19 protein-coding genes and 1 tRNA gene are annotated in these 23,079 nt (G+C 44.0%); 14 read left to right on the forward strand and 6 right to left on the reverse strand.

Translation table 11 applies throughout. From position 1 onward, the window contains the following. Positions 1–147 precede the first annotated feature (147 nt). From M2470_RS06415 to M2470_RS06480, 14 genes are all read left to right on the forward strand, one after another. Positions 148–1,752 (forward strand): DUF6377 domain-containing protein, encoded by a 1,605-nt coding sequence (locus M2470_RS06415; protein ID WP_280744220.1) that lies wholly within the window; start codon positions 148–150, stop codon positions 1,750–1,752. 96 nt (positions 1,753–1,848) lie between these two features. Next, complete coding sequence (locus M2470_RS06420) at positions 1,849–3,102, forward strand: site-specific integrase (protein WP_280744221.1); 1,254 nt, start codon at positions 1,849–1,851, stop codon at positions 3,100–3,102. A gap of 607 nt (positions 3,103–3,709) precedes the next feature. Then, a complete protein-coding gene (locus M2470_RS06425) occupies positions 3,710–5,710 on the forward strand; it encodes an FISUMP domain-containing protein (RefSeq protein ID WP_280744222.1) in 2,001 nt (666 codons plus the stop codon). A 39-nt stretch (positions 5,711–5,749) separates the two neighbouring features. Next, positions 5,750–7,723, forward strand: coding sequence for an FISUMP domain-containing protein (locus M2470_RS06430; RefSeq protein ID WP_280744223.1), 1,974 nt, complete (start codon positions 5,750–5,752; stop codon positions 7,721–7,723). Between the two features lie 438 nt (positions 7,724–8,161). Continuing rightward, positions 8,162–8,692 carry a DUF5004 domain-containing protein gene (locus tag M2470_RS06435; RefSeq protein WP_280744224.1) on the forward strand — a complete coding sequence of 177 codons (531 nt, stop codon included), beginning with the start codon at positions 8,162–8,164 and terminating at the stop codon, positions 8,690–8,692. An 8-nt stretch (positions 8,693–8,700) separates the two neighbouring features. Beyond that, positions 8,701–9,837 (forward strand): hypothetical protein, encoded by a 1,137-nt coding sequence (locus M2470_RS06440; protein ID WP_280744225.1) that lies wholly within the window; start codon positions 8,701–8,703, stop codon positions 9,835–9,837. Positions 9,838–9,855: 18 nt separating this feature from the next. Further along, a complete protein-coding gene (locus tag M2470_RS06445) occupies positions 9,856–12,786 on the forward strand; it encodes a TonB-dependent receptor (protein WP_280744226.1) in 2,931 nt (976 codons plus the stop codon). Positions 12,787–12,806: 20 nt separating this feature from the next. Then, entirely contained in the window at positions 12,807–14,318 is a 1,512-nt protein-coding gene (locus M2470_RS06450) for a RagB/SusD family nutrient uptake outer membrane protein (protein WP_280744227.1), read from the forward strand. Between the two features lie 9 nt (positions 14,319–14,327). After that, positions 14,328–15,581: a glycoside hydrolase family 71/99-like protein gene (locus tag M2470_RS06455; RefSeq protein WP_280744228.1), complete on the forward strand. Its 1,254-nt coding sequence runs from the start codon at positions 14,328–14,330 to the stop codon at positions 15,579–15,581. A 5-nt stretch (positions 15,582–15,586) separates the two neighbouring features. Further along, entirely contained in the window at positions 15,587–17,590 is a 2,004-nt protein-coding gene (locus M2470_RS06460; protein WP_280744229.1) for a glycoside hydrolase family 97 protein, read from the forward strand. Between the two features lie 128 nt (positions 17,591–17,718). Continuing rightward, positions 17,719–18,228: a hypothetical protein gene (locus M2470_RS06465; protein ID WP_280744230.1), complete on the forward strand. Its 510-nt coding sequence runs from the start codon at positions 17,719–17,721 to the stop codon at positions 18,226–18,228. Continuing rightward, complete coding sequence (locus M2470_RS06470; protein ID WP_280744231.1) at positions 18,212–18,766, forward strand: PepSY-associated TM helix domain-containing protein; 555 nt, start codon at positions 18,212–18,214, stop codon at positions 18,764–18,766. Before M2470_RS06465 ends, M2470_RS06470 begins: the two co-directional genes overlap by 17 nt. Positions 18,767–18,836: 70 nt before the next feature. After that, positions 18,837–18,910: transfer RNA gene (locus M2470_RS06475), tRNA-Arg, on the forward strand. Positions 18,911–19,087: 177 nt separating this feature from the next. Then, complete coding sequence (locus M2470_RS06480) at positions 19,088–20,224, forward strand: site-specific integrase (protein WP_280744232.1); 1,137 nt, start codon at positions 19,088–19,090, stop codon at positions 20,222–20,224. Between the two features lie 99 nt (positions 20,225–20,323). On the opposite strand, the gene M2470_RS06485 is transcribed toward M2470_RS06480, so the two are convergent. The 6 genes from M2470_RS06485 to M2470_RS06510 form a co-directional block, all read right to left on the reverse strand. Next, positions 20,324–20,731 (reverse strand): type II toxin-antitoxin system HicB family antitoxin, encoded by a 408-nt coding sequence (locus tag M2470_RS06485; protein ID WP_280744233.1) that lies wholly within the window; start codon positions 20,729–20,731, stop codon positions 20,324–20,326. 22 nt (positions 20,732–20,753) lie between these two features. Then, a complete protein-coding gene (locus tag M2470_RS06490) occupies positions 20,754–20,948 on the reverse strand; it encodes a type II toxin-antitoxin system HicA family toxin (RefSeq protein WP_280744234.1) in 195 nt (64 codons plus the stop codon). A 338-nt stretch (positions 20,949–21,286) separates the two neighbouring features. Continuing rightward, positions 21,287–21,745 (reverse strand): hypothetical protein, encoded by a 459-nt coding sequence (locus M2470_RS06495; RefSeq protein WP_280744235.1) that lies wholly within the window; start codon positions 21,743–21,745, stop codon positions 21,287–21,289. Positions 21,746–21,768: 23 nt separating this feature from the next. After that, positions 21,769–22,176 (reverse strand): structural protein P5, encoded by a 408-nt coding sequence (locus M2470_RS06500; protein WP_280744236.1) that lies wholly within the window; start codon positions 22,174–22,176, stop codon positions 21,769–21,771. A gap of 17 nt (positions 22,177–22,193) precedes the next feature. Continuing rightward, on the reverse strand, positions 22,194–22,616 hold the full coding sequence (locus M2470_RS06505) for a hypothetical protein (RefSeq protein WP_280744237.1): 423 nt from the start codon (positions 22,614–22,616) through the stop codon (positions 22,194–22,196). Continuing rightward, positions 22,597–23,067, reverse strand: a complete 471-nt coding sequence (locus M2470_RS06510) for a hypothetical protein (protein ID WP_280744238.1) — start codon at positions 23,065–23,067, stop codon at positions 22,597–22,599. Before M2470_RS06510 ends, M2470_RS06505 begins: the two co-directional genes overlap by 20 nt. Positions 23,068–23,079 lie beyond the last annotated feature (12 nt).

Consider the following 23,079-nt stretch of genomic DNA (forward strand, 5'->3'; position numbering starts at 1 on the left):
ACCGTCGACCAGCTGGGTCACAGCTGTCGACCACCAAATTCACAGTTGTGACCCAGCAAAAATATGTCGCAGTTTATTTTTAACGACTACCTTCTCATGTAAGAAAAGATATTATCTTTGCCGTTATCTGTTTACCAATCTTTGCCAATGAGAATTACTTGCATCATTATACTACTATTCTATATACTCAACGCGCAAGCTGCCCAGCCGGTGGATACGCTGCTTGCCGAATTGGACCATTATATTTACTTAAATGATTCTTACACTGAGGAAAAAGAACAGAAAATAGCCGATATTAAAAAGAACCTCGACCAGCCGTTTTCCACTCAGGATAATTTGTTTGAGACATATATACAGTTGTTCGACGAATATAAATCCTACAAATACGACTCGGCTTACAGCTATGCCAACCGCTCATTGGAAATTGCCTTACAGGTAAAGAATCCCGTTTACAAGATTAAGTCGAACGAGGCTCTGGTGTTCTGCTTTCTCTCTTCGGGCTTGTTTAAAGAAGCCTTCGACATGATGTCGTCTACAGACGTATCTACCGCCTCAACCGCCATCAAGCGAGAGCATTACAACCTATGGGCCCGCCTCTATTACGACATTGCCGATTATAATAATGAAGACCCCTTTCGCAGCGAATATATAGCGAAGGGGAATTTATACAGCGACTCGGTTTTACATATCCAGTCGATGCAGGATATAGACTGGTGGTACGCCTACGGTTTGCAGCAACTGAAAAAAGAAAACTACCAACGCGCCATCGAAGCCTTTACTACATTAATTAATATAAAGGATATAGACGACCACCTGTATGCCATCACGGCATCTACGATGGGTCATGCCTATTCGGCGGTAGGAAACAGGGAGCAGTCTAAGATATGCCTGATACAGGCGGCGATTGGCGACATTAAATCGGTAACAAAGGAAACAACAGCCCTTCGCAACCTAGCGGTATTATTATACGAAGACGGGGATATACAACGGGCCAATAAATACATCAAGCTGGCACTGGATGATGCCAACTTCTACAATGCCAGGCATCGCAAACTAGAGATTGGCTCCATACTCCCGATCATTGAGCAGGAACGCTTTGAAGCCGTTGAGAAACAACGGAATGTACTTATACTGTCGGTTATCTCCATCTCGCTATTATTCGTACTACTACTGGTGGCAACTGTTATTATCTACAAGCAAATCAAGCGGGTACGAAAGGCACGTAAAACCATTGGAGAGCAGAATGAGCAGTTGATACTGACAAACAATCAGCTAACGGAAGTAAGTAACATTAAAGACGAATACATCGGCTATTCCTTCTACATGAACTCTGGATATATAGACAAACTGGAAGGACTATACAAGCTGGTAAACAGGAAAATAGCCGCCCGTCAGTATGAAGACCTCCGTTCGTCCTTCAAGGAATCAGACCTGCAAAAAGAACGGAAAAACATGTATTCATCCTTTGACGAAACCTTCCTGAAGCTATTCCCCAGCTTCATCCAAGCCTACAACAACCTCTTCCAGCCGGACGACCGGGTGATACCCGAAAACAGCAAAAGCCTGACCGCCGAAATGCGCATCTTCGCCCTGATCCGCTTAGGCATTTACGAAAGTGAACGAATCGCCCAATTTTTAAACTATTCTGTCAATACCATCAACACTTACAAGACAAAAGTGAAAAACAAATCCATCGTCCCCAACGAACAATTTGAACAAAAAATAATGGAAATCCGCTCCGGGAAACAGTAAACATTTAACAGCACGTACGCTGCGTCATATACGTGCCATTAAATACGAATTTATTATTTTTGTAGATATCTATATCTGTGAAAAAAACGATGTAATATGGCAACAATTGCGATTTTTCTGCGTCCTTCAGCGAAGGGGGCAGCTTTTCCGGGAAGTGTATATATCCGTGTAATTCATAGGCGGAAAGTATTAACTGTTACAACGCCTTACAGGCTGTATGTGGGGGAATGGGATGTTGGAAAAAGCCGGGTGGTGTTTCCGCCAGGGACAGAGGCATCCCGCAAAGCGTATCTGCGCGAGGCAGTCGAGAAGATCCGACAGGATTGGAAACACCTGCAGGAACATATCCTTCTGCTTGATTCAAAGGAAATTGCCTATACCGTATGTGATGTACTGGATATCCTGAGATATCGAAGTAGCAGGTGTATGTTGAAAGCTTATGCTAGCTGTAAGGCTACCGAACTTCAATTGCAAGGACGTGAGCGAACCGGTGAAGCCTACCTATCCGCCGCCCGCTCCCTACTAAGGTTCAACAATGGACGGGACATCCCCTTGTCAAACCTAGACGCCTCCCTGATGCGTCACTACGAAGCCTGGCTGAAAGGGGGCGGACGCTCGCTCAACACCGTCTCCTTTTACATGAGAAACCTCCGTGTATTATTGAACCGGGCAGTCAGTGAGGGATTGATTGAAAGCCCTGTCATAAACCCCTTCTCCCAAGTCTACACCGGGGTACAAACTACCCGCAAACGAGCCTTGAGTAAAGAAGAAATCAGGATATTAGACAAACTGGACTTTACACGTGATAATAAGGCTGAAAAGAATAGCGGTTTACGTCAGGCCTTGGATATCTTCTTGTTCTGCTTCCATGCAAGGGGCATGTCCTTTGTGGATGTGGCCTATCTGAAGAAGTCCGATGTGCGCGAAGGGCTTATCTCGTATATTAGGCGTAAGACAGGACAATTGCTCGAAATCCGCATCACCCCTGCCATGCAAGCGCTTATCAACCGCTATACGGAAGTAACAGCAGGCAGCCCCTTCCTTTTCCCCCTGATACGGGAAGCGGACAAGCCTCTGAGGCGGCAGTATCTGTCGGCTCTGAGGCTACAGAACAGCCACCTCGACCGGATCGCCCGCATGGCAGGCCTGCAAAAGAAGCTCACAACGCATTGCAGCCGACACTCATGGGCAACGATAGCCAAAGGCGAACACCTCCCCCTCTGGGTTATCAGTGAGGGATTGGGGCATTCCAACGAGAAAACAACTTATGCTTACCTCGCCTCCTTCGAGCAAACAGTGCTTGATAAAGCGGTAGAAAAGGTATCACGCGCCATAAAAAAAGCGGGCTAAAAAAGGCCCGCTAATTGACAATTATTCGTACGTTCTACAAGTATTTCTTAATCTCCCTCACTTGGTAAGTGATGGGGCTACAGGGGAAGTAATCCCGTAATCTGCTGCAAACGTAGCCCTTTCTTTCCGTACGGTTGTTAACAAAACCGTCCCATTGTTTAACAATAAGGTCTTTTGCATCAAAGACGCACAACCTTGATGAATTCCACGTAGAGGTAAAGCCGGAACGTGGGGAAGGAGAATATAACCTCCAAGTCCGCCCTCATCGAGGGCAGAGGAGAAGGACTGCATCCTATCCCCCACGTTCCGGCCTATGGCCTGCACATGGGGTTAATCAACATCATACGTCTTCGACGCAGACATGCCATCCATTCAGAACGCGTATGTTTATAAGAAAGCTATTTTTACATACACAGAATATTCTTTTAGTTTATATATAAATAACTGTAAAACAGATAAAAGCACACACTACTTTCTCCGTCCCCCATCACTTACCAAGTGAGGGAAGAGGGGAAGGCTTGTAAAAGCCGGATGGATAGAGGGGTTTGCCCTCCTCCGGTTTGTGATAAATGTTATATTGATTATAAACCATTGACTATTAACACCAATGAGAGAATGGAATGTTTTTCTATGTATTGTGCTGTGTAGCCTGCTATTCATGATGCCGGGCTGTAGCAGCGATGAAACCGTATTTTCTTCATCTCCCGAACAGGAAGGCGAAGGAATAGTGACCTTTACACTACCCTTTACACAAAAAGGAGCTGTGTCTTACGCGATAGCCGGAGAGAGTGAGAATGAGCTTTCCGACCTTAGTATTTATATGTTTAATAATGACACCAAAACACTGGATCAAGTGTTTCGTACGAGTAAGAGCGAGATTGCGCTTGAAGGTTCGGGTGCAAACCAAACGGCCAAGATTAATGTAACAGGCAAAACGGGTACAAAAATCTTCTACTTTGTAGGTAATGGCGAAGGGCGCTCTGATGACCTGGCAAAGCTCAATGCAGGCGCCACCAAGGAATCGGACTTTATCGAGGCAATCACCGACAAACATGCCGATCCTCTGGCTACGCCGCTGCTGATGTCGGGCAAAACAACCATCACGGAAATAGCCACCCCCGGCAATGTGCCCCTGGAGTTGGAAGTGAAACTCTTCCGCCGTGTAGTACGTTTGGATATAGACAACGACCCAAAAGAGTCCAACTTCGATGTAAAGAAGATCCTGGTTTCCAATGCCAAGCTGCGGGGTTACATCTTCGGCAATGCTACATCTAGCCCTGCAAAGACCATCGAGGAAGCCAACTATGAGCCTATCGAGATTTCGACCAAAACGCCTCTGCCCCCCGAACGCCTGGATAGCGTCTTCTACCTCTACCCAACGACCATAGGAGCAGGCAAGACAGAGATCGCTCTGGAAGGTATCTTCAACGGCGAAACAAAGGTATACAACCTCAATATCGCTGACCTTCAAACCGTAGCCAACAAACGCTACATAATAAAGATAAAGAAAGTAGAACTGAACAAAATCGATGCAGCAATAACAGTAGTAGAGTGGGAAGAAGGAGGTGAACAGACAGCCAATCCCGAAACCGACCTGGTTACCTTCTCAGCCATAGACCATAGCGCAGTACCCGGAATCGTATGGACGGGAGATGAAACCTACGACCTGACAGGCGTAACCGCTGCAGGCAAACTGACCTTCACCACTACCTCTTTCAACGAAAAAGGTACAATAGCTGAAGTAAAATACAATCACGGAAACGCCTCTACCTACAGCGATTTAAAGATAAACACCCCAACTCCCGTATTAACCTACAGCAGCGCCTCCTACCAACAGGAATATGAAATAGATATCCCCAATATAAACGGAAGCAAAGTCCCTGTAGAAATGGAGATTACGCTTCGTAACGGAGCCAACCCCGACCAGAAAAAGATTATTACACTGTATGTGAATCGCTATGCAGATACCAAGTTATATCCGGTAATGGTAGGGGGACTCTACTGGGCTCCAATCAATGTAGGTGCTACGGAGATAGGAACTACAACGGATGTAAAACATCATGGCTTATTATACCAATGGGGAAGAAGCTATATCGGCTTTATTTACGAATCAGGTATAAACCCAACAGATACTATAACAGGTCCGATGAGTGCAACAGATGCCATGTCGGGTAAAGGAAAGGGTAAGTTTATCACAGGAGCAGCTGCTACAAACTACGATTGGTTGACTCCTAAGAACAATAATCTTTGGAATGGAACGAATGCGCAAGGTCCTTGCCCCCAAGGTTGGCATGTTCCTACCAAGGCAGAGTTTGAAGGAATATTTGAATTGTTTAAAAACAATAAGTTTGAGGACAGTCCTCGTTTATCATTGGTTAACGGAGGTCTGGAAGTGAAAGGCGACAATGGAACGGATATTCTCTACCTACCTACTGTAGGGGTAAGGAGCAGCAATGGTCTGTCGATCAACCAAGGTGTTGACGGTGTATATTGGTCGTCTGATCATGAAGGTGTTCTCACCGTACGGTTCCACTTCCTTTCGTCAGGCATGAATCTGGCAGGCAACTACCATACAATGGCTTACCCTGTACGCTGCGTGCAAGATTAGAAATAAAAACATTGAATATCAAATTTTAAACATAAAAAAATGAAAACAAAACATACAAAACTAACAATATTATTAGCTGCTCTGGTGCTGATGTTGGCACCCTCTTGCAGCCAGGAAGAAGGTTATATAGACACACCTCCCAGAGTTGAACATGAAGGATTTATCACCTTCCGTCTTCAGGGAAAAAGACAACCGGTAAGCTATGCAACAATAGCTACGCAGCAAGAGAATGTGGTAGACTCGCTGGAGATCTATATGTTTAATGACCGCTCGGCTGAAAGCAAACCAAACTTGTTGCAGAGTGTCTTTCGCATAGGCAGTACGGATCTGAACCAAACGAATGCAGACCTGGAGACTACCATAGATGTAACCGGACGTACGGGTAAACATATCTTTTACTTCGTAGCCAATGGCAAGGACAATGCTTCGTCTTTGGCAAACATCAATGTAGGGGCTACTACGGAAGAGGACTTCCGCGAGCGGCTGACGAACATACAGGCAGACCTTATCAAGTCGCCACTCTTGATGACAACCCGTCAGGAAATCGTGGATATCGAAAACCCTACGGATGACGAGAAAAAGGTAAAACTCTATCGCCGCGTAGCACGTTTTGATGTAGAAAATGATGCTTCCGATACCAACTTTACCATTGACAACATATTGGTAGAGAACATAAAACAGCAAGGCTATGCCTTCGGAGACGCTACAGGCACTCCCGCACAAACCCTCACCACCGGAAAGCTCCCGATGATCAAAAACAATGATCCGTCAGACTTCAACAGCGGTACCCCGGTAGCCAGTGCATTCTACCTCTACCCAACCAAATTGGAAGACGGGCAGACTGTAATCTCCTTCGAGGGTGAGTTTATGGGCGAACGCCGCATCTACAGCCTGAAAGGCGGCACAGAGATAGAAGCCAATAAGCGCTACATATTGAGGGTAAAGAAAGTAACCCCGAACACCCCCTCCCTGACCATAGAAAGAGAGGATTGGACCGACGCCGGCGGCACCTACGAAGCTGAAGCCGAAGAAGATGATATGGAAATAGTCACTTTTGAGCTGACACCCAACACCGGTATCAAAGTAACAGGCAAAACCTACGACATCACCGATGCCACAGCCAACGCCACCCTTACCATCCCCGTAAAAACCTACAACAAATCAGGTACCCGCGCGGATGTAACTTTCCTGGTGGGTAGCTTAAGTGATTTGAATGGTTTCAAGGTAGAAAGCACAGAACCTACCCTGACCTACAGTGCCGGTTACGAGCAGATACATACAATAACCATTCCAAAACAGACTCCTCCCATGGAAGTCCGTTTGATGGTTGAAATCGTAAATGAAAGTAGCCCCGAACAACGAGATACCATCCACATCTACAATACGTATTACCCGGGCACAGGCCTGAAACCAGTAGTATTCAAAGGTGTAACCTGGGCTCCTGTGAACGTGGGTGCCACGGAGATTGGTAATAGTGCAGAACTGAAGCATACTGGCTACTACTACCAGTGGGGACGCAACAAGAGCTTCGTCTATGGTTCAACAGGTGATACCCAGCCAGGCCCAGTCACTTATGCACAGGCTATGGATATCTATAAGGACAAGTTCATCACAACAGACGCCGTGCCCAGTGACTGGTTAAACACCAAAAACGACGAGTTATGGAGGGGCGACAACCACCGGGGACCCTGTCCCGAAGGCTGGCGCGTACCGACTGGGGATGAGTTCAAACTTATCCAAACGGCCTACGGCAACACCTATAACAGTACGGTAGCTTTTAGGAGCAACCGCCTAGAGATCAAAGGTGAAAATCCGGGAGAAACGCTATTTATTCCTACCACGGGTATTCGACACGTGAATGGTCCTTGGGAGCGCCAGGGCACGCACGGTTACTATTGGGGGTCGGAGTCTGACGGTCCGAATGTCTCGAGACTGAGATTCGACGCTTCGGTACTGTCCGCAGAAGCGGGCATCCGTGGGCTCGCCTTGCCGGTGCGCTGCGTACAAGAATAAAGAAATTAATCATTGATCGTTAAACGTTAATCGTTAATGATAAAGATTCGTTTTAATAGTATAATGTTTTTGGTTAATTAGAGTCGTGTGGACAGGGATGTTAGCACGACTCGCAATAATAATTCAATAATTGAATGACTGGATAACTGATAGCTGAATAACTCAGCAACTCAGTTATTCGGTTTTTCATTTTATAAAATTACATCATTCATTGTAAAATACAAAATCGCTATGCGATTTCATATACAGCCATTTATTTCGGTTATATTTTTTAGGTTACAACAAAATAACAAACATTTTATAAACAACAACTTAGCAATAATACTTTGCGTAAAATCATTATATTTTTCATTAGTAAATTTGTTCCGGCTGTCGGGTCGGGTAGTTTTGCAATCATTAGAGTTAATACTTATTTACTAATTTTAAAACTACAGACCCATGAAAGCATTGAGATCTTTGTATGCCTTTCTGCCATTCCTGTTTTTTGTTATGTGCTTTGCCGCATGTAATGATACAGACGATGGTTCGTATGTAGCCCCTATTACCACGTATGAAAAGATAAAAGGTACCTGGGCGCTGAAATCACTCAAACAAGTAGACGAGATTGCTGCTGCAAACTCGCAAAAACCAAGCGAAATGACCTTAACAGACCAGTTTGGTTTCTCATCCTTTACGATTGCATTGAATGTAGACGGAAACAATGAGCCAACAAACTACAGCGTAGGCGGAAACGCCCCTCAGCTGTTTGCCAAAGAAGGCTATTGGGAGCTGGATTATCCTTTCCCTAATACCGATGCCACTCCGAACAACATTATACTGTATTCGGATGCCGGGAAAACCCAGGTAACCGGTAGATTGGCTATTACGGCTACTCCCGGCGGGACCCAAACGTTAGAATTTAAATATACACGCAAAACAAAAGGGGTAGCCTTTGTATCTTACGTGTATCAGTTATCACCGGCTAATTAATAAGAACCATGAGAAAACTAATATCTATATTATTGACTTTTACGGCTGTATTACTACCGCTAAAAGCATTTGCAGCCGACGAAATGGGAGCACCTGCCAAGGTATGGACATATCCCGTAATATATGCTTTAGACCAGGAAGTAAGCTGGTATTTCGACATGAACGGAACAGGCTTCGGCGAGGGTGAAGACCTTTATTTATGGGCTTGGTCGCCTTCTGAACCGGATGCCGGCAACTGGGAAAACTCTTCTGAATTTGCCAAGTTGGATTATGTAGGCAATGGGGTATATAAGAAAACCCTCACTCCTACAGCATATTTCGGTGTACCGGTAGCAGACATCGAAAGCTCTGCCGGATTCTGGATGCGCCTCAAAAACAAGAGCGGAGCAGGACAGAGTGATGTAATCAGCGCCCCCTGGTCGGTAGCCGAAATCAGAGGCTTTAAAGAATCAGGCAATCTGGTACAGATATTCCCCGAAAAATTCTATCTGGACGAACCCCTTTCACTTCTGATCAATGCAGAGAAGGTATGGACCGGAGGCGTGCAGGGAGGCTTAGTGGATATGCCATCTATTCACCTGCATAGCGGTTTGAATAACTTTGATGGAGCTGCGCTTGTTGAATACCAGGCATGGGTACCCGAAATGATAGAAAAAACCAAGTTCACACTCATTGGCGACAATATCTACAAAATCGACTTTATTCCAAGAGAATACTATGGTGTAGATGAAGACTACGTGATGGAAAACATTCAATTCGTACTTCCCGGAACAGATTGGGGCAAAGTAGGAACAGATGAAGGAGGAAAAGACTTTCTGATCCTTGCTCCCGGTGTACCTATTCCGCTGGATCCTGAATTTTATTTCTTCCCCAGAAGGATCTCTTCTCTGGATATCCTGACACTGGTACGTACCAATAACGAAAAGAACAGCAAGGGTTTAGTATATACAATCACAGCCGGAAGCAAAACAATCAAAGGTGAATTTACCGGAGCGAAAACAGAGATGAAGGCTCATATCAACCTGCTGCAGGAACTATCAAGCATCAGCAATCTGTCTAAGATAACCCTTAAGTTGCAACATCTGGAAGGGGCTGACATACTGACAACTGATATCCCTTTAATTCCTATCTCGGAACTTGAATAACATTAATAATGCTGTAAAATGAAAATACATATCAAACATACAAGCCTTATTTACTTCTTTATCATGCTTTTCGTGATAGGAGTAAGTCAACATATACAGGCACAAGACATCACTGTAAATGGTGTTGTAACAGATAAAAAACAGGAGCCGCTACCGGGCGCCAACATCCGTGTAGCCGGTAGTAATACAGGTACAATCACTGATTTCGACGGAAAATTCTCCTTGTCTTGCCCGGCCGGAAGCAATCTTGAAATATCATACATAGGCTACGTGACTCAAACAGTCAGAGCAGCAAGCAACCTGAAAGTAGAATTAGACGAAGATGCCGTAGCACTGGGTGAAGCAGTAGTAGTAGGTATCGGATACGGAACCATGCGTAAATCGGACCTGACAGGAGCCATTGCTTCTGTAAACAGCGACGACCTGAAAAAGGGGATCGTTACATCAGCCGAGCAACTCCTGCAAGGTAAGGTAGCCGGTCTGAGCGTAGTACAAGGTTCGGGAGACCCGGCTTCGGGAGCTACCGTACGCCTAAGAGGGGGTACGTCACTCTCTGCCAGCAACTCGCCTTTGGTAGTAGTAGACGGTATACCGGGGGTAGACTTTAACACCGTTCAGCCTTCTGAAATCGTGTCTATCGACATCTTGAAAGATGCCTCTTCTGCCGCTATCTACGGTTCACGCGGAGCCAATGGTGTTATCATCGTAACCACCAACCGCTCTACCAGCAATGTAGAAAGACGCAGTATTGAATATAACGGATATGTAGCCGTAGGACAGGTAGCGAATCACATGGACCTGCTATCTGCCAACCAATGGAGACAGTATGTACGCGGCAATAATATCGCCAATGCCACCGATTACGGAGGCGATACCGACTGGCAGAAAGAGCTGGAACGTACAGCTGTATCTCATTCGCATAACCTATTTATCAACAACGTAACAGCCAACAGCGGATTAAGCGCTTCCATTACATATCAGGACAACCAGGGAGTAATCAAAAGAAGCAATATGGACAGGCTATCAGGTAGTGTTTCCGGCCATCAATACGCACTAGACAAGCGCTTAAAAGTAGAGATTGGCGTAAGTGGTACCGTTGACAACTGGAACCCCATTGACACGCGTATCTTTGAACGTGCGGCCAACCTGAACCCGACCGTTCCCGTAACAGACAGAAACGGCGAATACACCTCTATCGGTGGTACAAACACCGAAAACCCTGTGGAGTTACTCAACAATCGTACATTTGATGATTCCCGCCACCGCTTCTTAGGATACGGAAAAATCGAATTTGAAATCATCAAAGGCTTGAAAGCTGCCGCTAACGGTTCGTATGAATATAACTCACATCAGAGAAGAACATACGTCCCTACTTACGCCGTAATGGAAGGTAAAGCAGAGAAAGGACGCGGAGAGCGCCATCTGGGAGACTACAAGAACTACCAACTGGAAGCCTATCTAACCTACGATGTGACATTCAACGATATTCACAAGCTGAATGTAATGGGTGGATATTCATATCTGCGCAATACGTATGAAGGCTTCGGAGCAACCCGCAGAGGCTTTGATACAGACCTGTTTGAGTACAACAACCTGGCTGCCGGTTCCGACTATCGCGCAGGAGACGTATACTCGTACAAAGGACAAGCCGACCTGATCTCTTTCTACGGACGTGTAAACTACAACCTGATGGGTAAATATATGTTTACAGCTACCTTACGTGATGACGGTTCGTCTCGTTTCGGAAAAAACAACAAATGGGGTTTATTCCCTTCTGCCTCTGTGGCATGGCGTGTATCTGACGAAGACTTTATGGCTTCTACCTCCTCTTGGTTAGACAACCTGAAACTCCGCTTTGGTTATGGGGTAACCGGTAACCAGGACGGTATCGGCGAATACAAATCATTGGCTATCCTGGCTGCCGACGGAGCTTCTTACTATGACGCAACCACCGGTACCTGGAAGAAATCTTATGCTCCGAACCAGAACACCAACCCTGACCTGAAATGGGAATCTACTGCTCAGCTTAACCTGGGGATAGACTTCGGCCTGTTCAGCAGAGTAAACGGTAGCTTGGAGTTCTACCACAAGAAAACAACCGACCTGCTCTGGACATACCCGGTAGCACAACCTCCGTACTTAGTAGGTACCATGTTGGCAAACGTAGGTGATTTGACAAACAAAGGAGTTGAATTAACCCTGAATGGCAACATAATGGAGACGAAAGATTTCACTTGGGATGCCAACTTTAACGTATCCTATAACGACCAGAATATCGACAAATTATCCAATGAAGCCTTCCAGGAATCAGGCTTGAAGACCGGATCATTGCACGGCTTACGTGGTATGTCAGGACAATACGCACAGATCGTAAAAGAAGGTTATCCTGCCGGTGCATTCTATGGACCTAAATGTCAGGGGATAGACGAGAACGGAGCCTATATCATTAACAGAGACGAAAACGGCAACCCCGTAGACGAATACTTAGGAAGCGCTCAGCCCAAAGTGAACATAGGCTTTGGTATGAACTTCACATACAAAGATTTCGACTTAGGCTTCTCGACCTATGGTATGTTCGGACAAAAAGTGTTGAATGCAACAGGTATGAGTATGTATGACCCTACCCGCTTGCCTTCACAGAATGTTCCCGACGACTTCCTGAGCAGCGGCATTAAAACAGATCCTTTGTTCTCTGACTATTGGGTAGAAAATGGTTCTTTCTTCCGTTTACAATCCGCTACATTGGGCTATACTATCCCTAATACAAAGAAGTTTGGAATGCAGAAAATAAGAGTTTATCTGACAGGTGAAAACTTATTTGTTATAACCGGATACAGCGGTGTTGATCCTGAAGTAAATATCAACGGATTAGATGATCCCGGTATCGAACGCTTCAACGCGTATCCACGCCCCAGAACATTCTCTTTCGGACTAAATGTAACTTTCTAATCTCCTAAGATATAACATATATGAAAACAAAAATATTTTCAACAATAATAGCCTCATCCCTCTTATTCGGTGCTTGTACCGACCTGGATGAAAAGTTGTATGATAAAGTTCCTATGGACGACTATGGGCAAACATCGTCTGAAATTCAAACAATCGTAGGTGGCGCTTATGCTACTTTGAGAGGCTTCAGCGACTCTGACCAAGGAGGCACAAATTGCTATCCTACTTGCGAATATGTGTTCTTCCTGGACGAATGTGTGTCCGACGAAGCCTGTATCCCTACTCGCGGTACAGACTGGTACGATGGCGGACGCTATCAACAGGCTCAGTCCCATACCTGGGATGCCAATAATGTGATGATATTAGGTACCTGGAAATATAGCTTCCAGGGTATTGCAAACGTTAATTCAATTATCTATCAGGTAAATAAATCGGGATTAACAGATCATGATAAAGAGGTAGTAAATGCAGAGTTACGTGGTATACGTGCTTACTATTACCTGCTGTTGCTGGATCAGTTTGGAGATGTGCCTATTGTCACTGATTTTGAACAGGTAGGACTTCCTGAGAAGTCAAGCCGCAAGGAAGTTTTCCAGTTTGTAGAAAGCGAACTGAAACAAATTATGGACAACCTGCCTACCGGTATTATCTATGCCCGTTTCACACAAAATGTAGCCAACAGTTTACTGGCTCGTCTGTATCTGAATGCAGAAGTGTATGTAGGAACGCCTCGTTGGCAAGACTGTCTGGATGCCTGTGATAAGATTAGTGGTTATGTGTTGGAAACCGATTATTTCGAAAGTTTCAAGACTGCTAACGAAAAATCAAGAGAAATTATCTTCTCTATTCCTTATGATCACAAAGAAGGAACTGTAGGGAACTACCTTCATTCTATGACCTTCCATTACAATCAGAAATATGCCTTCTCTCCTACCGGAACCTACCAATGGTGCGGTAACGGAATCAGCGCTCAGCCGGGACTTTACTCCTCTTTTGATGAGAATGATATTCGTCGCAAATCGCTGTTGATCGGTGAGCAAATCAATCTGGCAACAGGTTCGGTTGTGATGATGGATAACGGCAACCCGTTGATCTACACAGAAGAAATAGAAAACTATACCAACGCCCTCCAAAACGAAGGAGCTAGACTATACAAATATGAAGTATTGGCTGACGAACAGTGGGAACGCGACCACGACTGGGTAGTGATACGCTATGCCGAAATATTGATGATGAAAGCCGAAGCTAATTTCCGTTTAGGATTCCAGGCTAACGCTATTCCATACGTGAATGAGATCAGAAGCAGAGCCGGACTTCCCGCTGTAGATACAGTAAATGAAGAAGTGTTGGACAACGAATGGAAACATGAGTTTGTATTTGAAGGACTACGTCGTACCACCAATATCCGCTTCGGTACATTCTTTGAGCCTTGGTGGGAAAAAGGAGCTACTCCTGCATACAGAAGTGTATATCCGATTCCACAAACAGTGCTCGACCTGAATCCTGCCCTGAAGCAAAATCCGAACTATTAATTGAGATCAATGAAAACTGTATTGCTATATCTGTTGGGTTTGCTTTTCCTCCTACTTTCCATATCCTGCGGAGATGGAGACAAAGACGACGATCCGGGTAAAGGAGAAGAGGAGTTCGTCTTACAGGAGTTCGACCCGAAAGCTGTGAGTAAAAGCAACCCGATGAAGCTGTATGTCCATTACATGCCTTGGTTTGAAACCAAAGAAAGCAACCAAGGCAGTTGGGGACAACACTGGACGATGGGTAACAAAAACCCCGACAATATAGACAGTAACGGAAAGCGGGAAATTGCCGCTCATTATTATCCGCTGATTGGCCCTTACGCATCCGGCGACCCGCACGTAATCGAGTATCATCTGTTATTGATAAAATATGCAGGGATAGACGGTTTGCTGATCGACTGGTACGGAGTACGCGACTTATGGGACTATCCGGCCAACAAACGAAACACAGAAGCCTTGGTGAAGGCTCTGGATAAGGTAGGACTGGGTTTTGCCATCGTTTACGAAGACCAGACACTGCGGGAAGGGCTTGATGCCAACGGAAAAGTATCACAGGCTAAAGCAGATATGCAGTATCTGGAGACAAATTTCTTTGGCAAAAGCAACTACATCCGGGTAGACGGTAAACCTTTGTTACTCGTCTTTGGACCACAGGAGCTAAAGACTCCGGCTGAATGGACATCCGTTTTCAGTATCCTGAAGACTAAGCCGACATTCCTTACCCTGTATGCCCACTCGGGAGCAAGCAACAATGCAACAGATAAAAATGCAGCAGGCGAATACATCTGGGTAGACGCAACTTCTATGGAGAAAAAATATGCTAGTAAGAATAGTTTTGACGTGTTTATCGGTGGAGCGTACCCCGGCTTTAACGCCTTCTATGATGAAGGCGGCTGGGGTAGCGACCCGCTAAGCCCTATCAACCATGAAAGCGGAGCCTTATTCAAACGGTTGCTCGACATGGCTAAAACCGAAAACATGGATTACCTGCAACTGATCACCTGGAACGACTTTGGCGAAGGTACGATGATAGAACCCACACAGGAGTTTGGCTATACCTTCCTCACCGGATTGCAGCAGTTTGCCGGGATACCGTATAACGAAGCAAACCTAAAAGGGATACATACCCTGTATGAACTGAGGAAGAAAAGCGGCACAGACCAGCTTACCAAAGATAAAATCTCGCAGGTTTTCTACTATCTGGTATCACTCCAAACTGATAAAGCTACCCAGCTAATCAATAGTTTGACAAATGAATAAGTAATATGAAACAACTTTTAAATATTGTATATCTGCTATTCCTACTCATCGCATTTGCCGGATGTGGCAAAGAGCAGAGTTACATAGTCAGTTCCCCGGACGGGAGTATACAACTGTCTGCTGAGATAGAAGATGGAAAAATCTATTACAGCATCAGCAGGCACTCCCTCCGTATTATAGACAAATCGCAGTTGGGATTTGTCTTTAAGGAAGGGAACTTTGACAGGAATTTCCGTTTGGATGAGGTACAGTACGGCTCTTTCAGTGAAACATGGGAACAGCCCTGGGGAGAAGAGCTTACAGCAGATAATACATACAACCAAATGACAGTCTGTCTGGAGGAAAAAGACGGACTTAAACGGAAGTTGTCGGTCATCTTCAGAGCATTCGACGATGGTATTGGGTTTCGCTACCACTTCCCGGAACAGGAAAACCTGGCAGAGTTCATCATCCTGGATGAGCTGACGGAATTTGCTGTATCAAAAGAAGGGAAAGCCTGGTCTATACCCGCCTATCATACCGAGTATTATGAAGGATTGTACAAGGCTTCAGACATCAGTAGCTTAGATACGGTATGTACCCCTCTCACCATCGAATTGGGAGATAGCCTGTACATCAGCATCCATGAGGCAAACCTGAAGGATTATGCCGCTATGAACCTAACACCTATGGGTAAGACAAGCCGCTTAAAAGCAGATCTGACTCCCTGGTCTACCGGAGAGAAGGTATTTGCTAAAGCACCTTTCTCTACACCCTGGCGCACAATCATACTGGCAGATAAACCGGGCGACCTGATCGTATCACGTCTGATGCTGAACCTAAATGAGCCGAACGAGATAGAAGATATCTCCTGGATACAACCCGGACGATATATCGGTATATGGTGGGGCATGCACATGGAAAAGTACACTTGGGGGCAAGGTCCTAAACATGGTGCTACTACTAAAAACACCAAGTTGTATCTTGACTTTGCTGCTAAGCACGGATTCTCCGGCGTATTGGTGGAAGGATGGAACTACGGATGGGATGGTAGTTGGAGCCAGCATGGCGATCAGTTCAGCTTTACCAAGCCCTACCCCGACTTCAATCTGGACGAGCTGTCCAAGTATGCAACCATCAAGAATACGCATCTGATCGGACATCACGAAACCGGTGGCGCTACCATCAACTACGAAGCACAATTGGATTCGGCATTTTCCCTCTATCAGAAATATGGGATAAATGTTGTAAAAACGGGCTATGTAAACCCCTTACTCGACAAAAAGGAACGACATAGCAGCCAGTATGGGGTTCGCCATTTCCGCAAGGTAATAGAAACAGCCGCTAAATACCGCATCATGATCGACAATCATGAACCGGTAATGCCTACCGGACTTCAACGTACCTATCCGAACCTGATGACGCAGGAAGGCGTTCGCGGACAGGAATACGATGCCTGGTCTGCGGACGGAGGAAACCCGCCGGAACATACAACGATCATCCCCTTTACGCGGGGATTGGCCGGTCCGATGGACTTTACTCCGGGAACTTTCAACTTTGACAATCCGGTTTTCCCCAACACACGGGTGCAGACTACCATCGCCAAGCAACTGGCACTGAATGTCATTATCTTCAGCCCGTTACAAATGGCGTCGGATATGATCGAGAACTACGAGAACAGACCTGAGTTCAGCTTCATAACCTCTTGTCCGAGCAATTGGAGCAAGACTGTTGTTCCCGAGGCAAAGATAGGCGAATACGTCACCATCGCCCGCAAAGATAGATCTACAGAAAACTGGTTTGTCGGAAGCATCACCAATGCGAAAGAGCGAATGCTGAACCTTCCTCTTTCTTTCCTGGATGAAGGAGCCAAGTATAAGGCTATCATCTATAAAGACGCTCCGGATACACATTACAAAACAAACCCGTACCCGGTAAGCATCGAAGAAGCGGAAGTTACTTCACAAATGCAACTCAACATCCGGCAGGCCGCAGGAGGTGGTACAGCTATTATGCTTATTAAACAATAACCTTTTACTCAAATAATAGACCAAAAATAAAGTAGCAGGCAGAAAAGGCCTGCTATTTTGCTTTTAATAAAGAATTTTATACATACATTTGTGAATCTGATATTATTAACAAAACAACTCCAAACGTTATGTATAAGCAATTTTTATTCTTCACTATTCTGATAACCTGCTTCCTTTCCTGTAATAACAAAAGTGGTTCAACGGCCGGTAGTACCGTTTACGAAGTAGAGTCGTTGCTATCCGTAGCCGAACAGCAAGTAGACAAAGATATCATGATACAGGGTATGGTAACGCACGTATGCAAACATTCCGGTAAAAGGTGTTTTATTGCTGCCGAAAACGGAGAAGAGTCCATCCGGATAGAAGCCGGCGGAGAGATCACAGCTTTCGACAAAAACCTGATAGGTTCAAGCATTAAGGTAAAAGGTACTCTGAAAGAAAACCGTTTGTCTAAAGAGTATATCGACAATATGGAGAAAGATGCTCAGGAGAAGCTGGATAAGGAAGAAGTAACATCCGAACAATGCGAAGCCGAACTGAGCAATGTAAGCGAAATGCGCAACTGGATGAAGGAACATAACAAAGATCATTACGCGATCTACTATATTAACGGAGAAACGTATGAAGTGGTCGATTGACAGCAAGGGGCTTGTCCGCTGGCTAAGAATATTGCACCGCGACATTGGTTTTCTAGCTGTAGGCTTATGTCTTGTATATGCTATTTCCGGTATACTGCTCAATCATCTGGACGGAACAGATCCGGCTTTTAAAACCCGGAGCGGAACACTTTCGTTCCCTCCCGAACTAGATAATGAAGCATTAACCCAGCAATGGAACCGGCATGAAACACTTCCTCCCGCCAAAAAGGTCATGCCGGTAGACGAGGCGCATGTACGAATCTTCTTTGAAGGAGGCATAGGCGTATACAATCTTCCCCTGGGAACCGTAGAGTATGAAACATATACCAAACGTCCGTTTATCTACTGGATCAACAAACTTCATTATAACCTGGTAAAAGGGTGGACTCCTGTAGCCGATATATTCTCTATAGTCCTCATCTTTCTTGCTATCTCCGGGCTATTCCTCACCAAAGGAAAGAAAGGGTTAGCAGGCAGCGGAAAGTGGTATCTGCTGGCAGGTCTGCTCATCCCCATCATCTATATCCTGTTTATTTAGCAGAAACTTTCTTTCTCACCTATTTGCATATAAAAATAAAAACGCTACCTTTGCACCGAAATTAAAGGCCGGTCGGGTAGCTCAGTTGGATAGAGCAACAGCCTTCTAAGCTGTGGGTCTTGGGTTCGAATCCCAACCTGATCACGTTGAAACCCGCTTCAATAGCGGGTTTTCTTATTTTATGCAGGTTTGATCAGGGTTTAACCAATCCGCAATTTTGGCTATTCTGGCTGTTTTGGCTGTTTTTTCGCACTATTTCTACTTCAAGTGCGAAAAGTAGTGCGAAAATCTTTATATTTGAAAATCAAACACTCTGAAATCATGGATAACATTCAATTACGATACGTATTTGACAGGAGAAATGTATCTAATAATGATACAAAAAGAGGCTTGCTCCAAGTGGAAGTAAGGCTGACTGGCAAAAATGAACGGATACTTATTTCTACAGGAGTATATCTTTACAAAAACCAATTTTCAGAAAAAAACGGATTCACATGTAAGAATCACGAAAATGCAATACTTGTAACAGCGAACGTCAGAAATATATTTCAGAAAATAGAATCTTTCGTCTTATCTGATAAATGCAAAACACTAAAGGATGCCAAAAATTGGAATGTTGAAAAGGCAAGTACCTATTCTCTTATAGAATTTATCAGATCGGAGCTGTTAAAAAAGGACATTACCTTAGATACAGCAAAACACCACAAGGTTTTAATGAGGCAACTAGAGGCTTTCGGTAAAATAAAGACATTCCAGGATTTAACATTTGAAAATATACACGATTTTGATGCTTTCCTCAGGAAGACCATAAAGGCGTCCTCTACATTGAATAAAAGGCATTCCAACCTTAAGCATTACGTTCAGCTTGCTTTAAACAAAGGGTTAATCACAACTAATCCGTACAACAATTTCAAGATGCCGTCTAAAAAAAGCAAGGATCCTACTTTTTTAACAGAGGAAGAAATGCAAAAAATAAAGAACTGGGAGCCTGTAAATGAAAAACTAAGCTATGTGAAGGATCTTTTTTTATTCCAGATGCTCACCGGCCTCGCATTCGTAGACCTGTCGAATTTTGACAAATCAATGATATCAGAAATGGACGGGTATAAGATAATCAGGTCTAACCGGCATAAGACGGATGAATCCTTTATCTCCCTATTCCTTCCGGAGGCAGAACAGATCGCAGAGAAATATGACTACGTACTTCCGAAATTAAGCAATCAAAAGTATAACGACTACTTAAAACTACTCGGAGTTGGCGCAGGGATAGCTAAAACCATCACATCGCACGTTGCAAGGCATACCTATGCCACCTATTTGCTGAATAAGGGAATACCAATAGAAACCGTCAGCCGGGCTATGGGGCATAGTAGCATAAAAATGACAGCCCATTATGCGAGATTGTTAGGAAAAACCGTAATAAAAGACATGTCTATTTTGCTTGAGAAAAAGACATGATACCAGAAAGTTATTGATGATATGAGGAAGCTATTATAAAAAGCCCCCAGTCCAAAGACCAGGGGCAAGCTGTAAAAAGTTCAAATGTCAATTAAAAACTTATAGTTCTACAGCCAATAATTCTTTCCCTAAATCATGCAAGGCCTGCTCAATCTTTTTCGCCTGTGATTCTCTTGGCTTGCTTATACCGGAGGCGTAGCGTTGTATTTGCCTTTGATTAATTCCCGTAAGTCTCTCTATGGCTGCATTTGTAAATATACCACTATAATGCCTTAACAAACTTTCCGGGTCGAAATGATATACTAATTCGTGTTCTGAATTAAAAACTTCCGGTATTTCGTCACCATCTTCACGCATTCCTTCCAGATGAAAACATACAGCTTCCGCCATTTGATCTTTAAGCTCCTCAAATGTTTTTCCTGTAGCAACTGCAATTCCATCACCAACATTGACATGTGCAGAATAATTTTTCTCTGTCATTCCTACTGTAACTACTACCTTTTCCATATTCGTTTTGTTTTGGCAGGGCTTATTTAAGCCCCGCCTGTTTTAAAATACTTTTTGCCGTATTTGGGTCTAAATCATCACTTAGTTTCCCGGGAACGGTTACTTTCCCTTTTTTTGTCGGGTGTTTGAATTGTCGATGATCACCCCTTGTTTTTGAGAGAAACCATCCATCCGATTCAATAAGATTGATTATCTCTCTAACTTTCCAGATTTTCATGATGTAAAGAACTATTTGTTTTTAATTGACACAGTAAAGATAGTTGTAATATTACAACTATGCAAGTGTTTGAACAATTATTTTTACTGGAAATGAAATATTTAACATTTATGACAAAATAAATTCGCCCGAATCTCACGATCCAGGCGAATATAACCAATCCCTTAACATAAAGTTACGTTTTTATGGTGCAAAGGTAGTGGTTAGCTGTGACTTATAAAGCAACTGTGGATTTATTTTGATTCTATTTTCGTCAAATAACCGTCAAATAAAACAAAACCGCCCCACTTTCCCAAGCAAGGCGGCTAAGACTAACCATAAAAATCATGGACAAAAAGTTATTGTTTCAAAAACCTAAATCCAAGATAACCTAATCCTATAATCAATAAAACAAGTGAAATTTCTCCTATTCTTATCCTCGCAGACTGCCACCAGGATAGTTCTTTTTCTACCTTTTTAATAACTTCTACCGGATAAGGAGCCGGAATACTGTCTATTCTGTGTCGTTCGATGTATTGTATTTCAACCGGGATTAAGACCGGAAGCATAGATAAGCTATGATTAAGCCGCCCTTCCTTTATTTCAGCCCAACTGTAGGCGTATTTGTTAGCAAGGTAAGACATAGAGTCAGGAACAGAAACAGAGTCTCTAATAAGTTCCAGTTTCGTTTCTACGATGGTATCCTTTACAGTAACGGTTTCGGTTGTTACCCTCTCTACCGGTACATACACGGTCTTTGTCTTGCATCCTATTGCTAGAGCGACAAAAATAGCAGCTAGTATTATAATTTGTTTCATCTGATAGTTTTTTTATTAACGTGCTATAAAAGATTCCACCCGGCATAAATATCAGCCATATCAGGCTCTCTTCCATTCTCCACAAATGCCATAGCATAGACAATATTACACATGACATCCCGACTGAATGATATCTTCTGATAAGCGTCCAGACCCGTTTTTGCACTTACTGTTTTTATGTAGACATCCGTATGGTTCTCGTTTGCCGGAGCCCAGCGGCTTATGATCTTGTCAATCGTATCGAGCTTGTAGTTGTTTATATAGTTCTTTAGGATCCGGAACATAGCCCGGTATCCGTAAGCCATGTTCTCGAATTGCTTGAATGACGTATCTTGAGACGGGACTATTTCGCCAATAAACTTATCGCTGTTTATCCGTATGTTTCCCGGATTGCAATTCCTGAATCCCCTTGGTATTCCTTTTGTAGACATTATTCTCTATTTTTTTGTTATATCTTCCCGTAATAACTGAACCATCCCAGGTGTTCGTACTCTTTCCCGCCGCTTTCGAGGTCGTATGCCTGCATCTCCATAGCGTTAGTGTAATATGCCCCGTTCCATTCTTTCTTTCCTGTAAGCGCACGTATAATAGTGGATACGATGTATTCAAGTAGATACATAACATAGAATAGCGAGGACGGTAGCAATAGCCAGCCTATTCCGTACATGATTGTAAGATAAACAGCCGGGATAAGGCTTACGAAAAAGCAATCTAAATATTGAAACTGGTGTATTTTTTCATGCCGTTTCATCCTTCCGGACACTTCGCCTTCTTTCTTTTTGAAAAAGACAGCTCCGAGCAGCATTATAGCTGTTTTGCTTTTAGGTAGAAGAATCTTTGCGATCCTGCTGTTATAAAACATTGTTTTCATTTTTATTTTTTTTGGTGATTCCTAAATATTCTGCTACTTCCGGAAGCTTCTTAATCATCTGTAGTCCGAGGAAGTAATCAAGAAAAGCTATGATATTGTTTCCCGGTGCAAGCTCGTGTAGGTTGCGAAGGATATTGCTTGTGTAGAAGTAGATAAATACGTATGTCAGTACCTTCACGATATACAGCGCTTCATCAAGGTCGTCCATTCTTTCCCCTATAAAGAATGCGCTCGCTATTATAAGGAGATAGAGCGCAAGGAATGCGACAGATAATAGCAGCTTCCTTAACCTCAGGCGGTCGTTGTTTCGGATTATGTCGGTCAGTATCCCGAAGAAGATATCAAGCACGAACATATATCCTAAAACTATGATCGGGTTATATACAGGTTGTAGATAGTTGATTATGCTTCCTATCATTCCGGCTACTGTTATCTTTATTAAGTCCCACATATTGATTTATCT

Source organism: Parabacteroides sp. PH5-46, from assembly GCF_029892785.1.
Taxonomy (GTDB): domain Bacteria; phylum Bacteroidota; class Bacteroidia; order Bacteroidales; family Tannerellaceae; genus DFXE01.

What these genes read in the sequence shown, in the direction of transcription:
- M2470_RS06485 (WP_280744233.1), bottom strand. Translation starts at nt 20,731, where the DNA reads ATGGAAAAGGTAGTAGTTACAGTAGGAATGACAGAGAAAAATTATTCT.
- M2470_RS06450 (WP_280744227.1), top strand. Translation starts at nt 12,807, where the DNA reads ATGAAAACAAAAATATTTTCAACAATAATAGCCTCATCCCTCTTATTC.
- M2470_RS06455 (WP_280744228.1), top strand. Translation starts at nt 14,328, where the DNA reads ATGAAAACTGTATTGCTATATCTGTTGGGTTTGCTTTTCCTCCTACTT.
- M2470_RS06480 (WP_280744232.1), top strand. Translation starts at nt 19,088, where the DNA reads ATGGATAACATTCAATTACGATACGTATTTGACAGGAGAAATGTATCT.
- M2470_RS06495 (WP_280744235.1), bottom strand. Translation starts at nt 21,745, where the DNA reads ATGAAACAAATTATAATACTAGCTGCTATTTTTGTCGCTCTAGCAATA.
- M2470_RS06415 (WP_280744220.1), top strand. Translation starts at nt 148, where the DNA reads ATGAGAATTACTTGCATCATTATACTACTATTCTATATACTCAACGCG.
- M2470_RS06445 (WP_280744226.1), top strand. Translation starts at nt 9,856, where the DNA reads ATGAAAATACATATCAAACATACAAGCCTTATTTACTTCTTTATCATG.
- M2470_RS06420 (WP_280744221.1), top strand. Translation starts at nt 1,849, where the DNA reads ATGGCAACAATTGCGATTTTTCTGCGTCCTTCAGCGAAGGGGGCAGCT.
- M2470_RS06500 (WP_280744236.1), bottom strand. Translation starts at nt 22,176, where the DNA reads ATGTCTACAAAAGGAATACCAAGGGGATTCAGGAATTGCAATCCGGGA.
- M2470_RS06435 (WP_280744224.1), top strand. Translation starts at nt 8,162, where the DNA reads ATGAAAGCATTGAGATCTTTGTATGCCTTTCTGCCATTCCTGTTTTTT.
- M2470_RS06490 (WP_280744234.1), bottom strand. Translation starts at nt 20,948, where the DNA reads ATGAAAATCTGGAAAGTTAGAGAGATAATCAATCTTATTGAATCGGAT.
- M2470_RS06440 (WP_280744225.1), top strand. Translation starts at nt 8,701, where the DNA reads ATGAGAAAACTAATATCTATATTATTGACTTTTACGGCTGTATTACTA.
- M2470_RS06465 (WP_280744230.1), top strand. Translation starts at nt 17,719, where the DNA reads ATGTATAAGCAATTTTTATTCTTCACTATTCTGATAACCTGCTTCCTT.
- M2470_RS06425 (WP_280744222.1), top strand. Translation starts at nt 3,710, where the DNA reads ATGAGAGAATGGAATGTTTTTCTATGTATTGTGCTGTGTAGCCTGCTA.
- M2470_RS06460 (WP_280744229.1), top strand. Translation starts at nt 15,587, where the DNA reads ATGAAACAACTTTTAAATATTGTATATCTGCTATTCCTACTCATCGCA.
- M2470_RS06430 (WP_280744223.1), top strand. Translation starts at nt 5,750, where the DNA reads ATGAAAACAAAACATACAAAACTAACAATATTATTAGCTGCTCTGGTG.
- M2470_RS06505 (WP_280744237.1), bottom strand. Translation starts at nt 22,616, where the DNA reads ATGAAAACAATGTTTTATAACAGCAGGATCGCAAAGATTCTTCTACCT.
- M2470_RS06510 (WP_280744238.1), bottom strand. Translation starts at nt 23,067, where the DNA reads ATGTGGGACTTAATAAAGATAACAGTAGCCGGAATGATAGGAAGCATA.
- M2470_RS06470 (WP_280744231.1), top strand. Translation starts at nt 18,212, where the DNA reads ATGAAGTGGTCGATTGACAGCAAGGGGCTTGTCCGCTGGCTAAGAATA.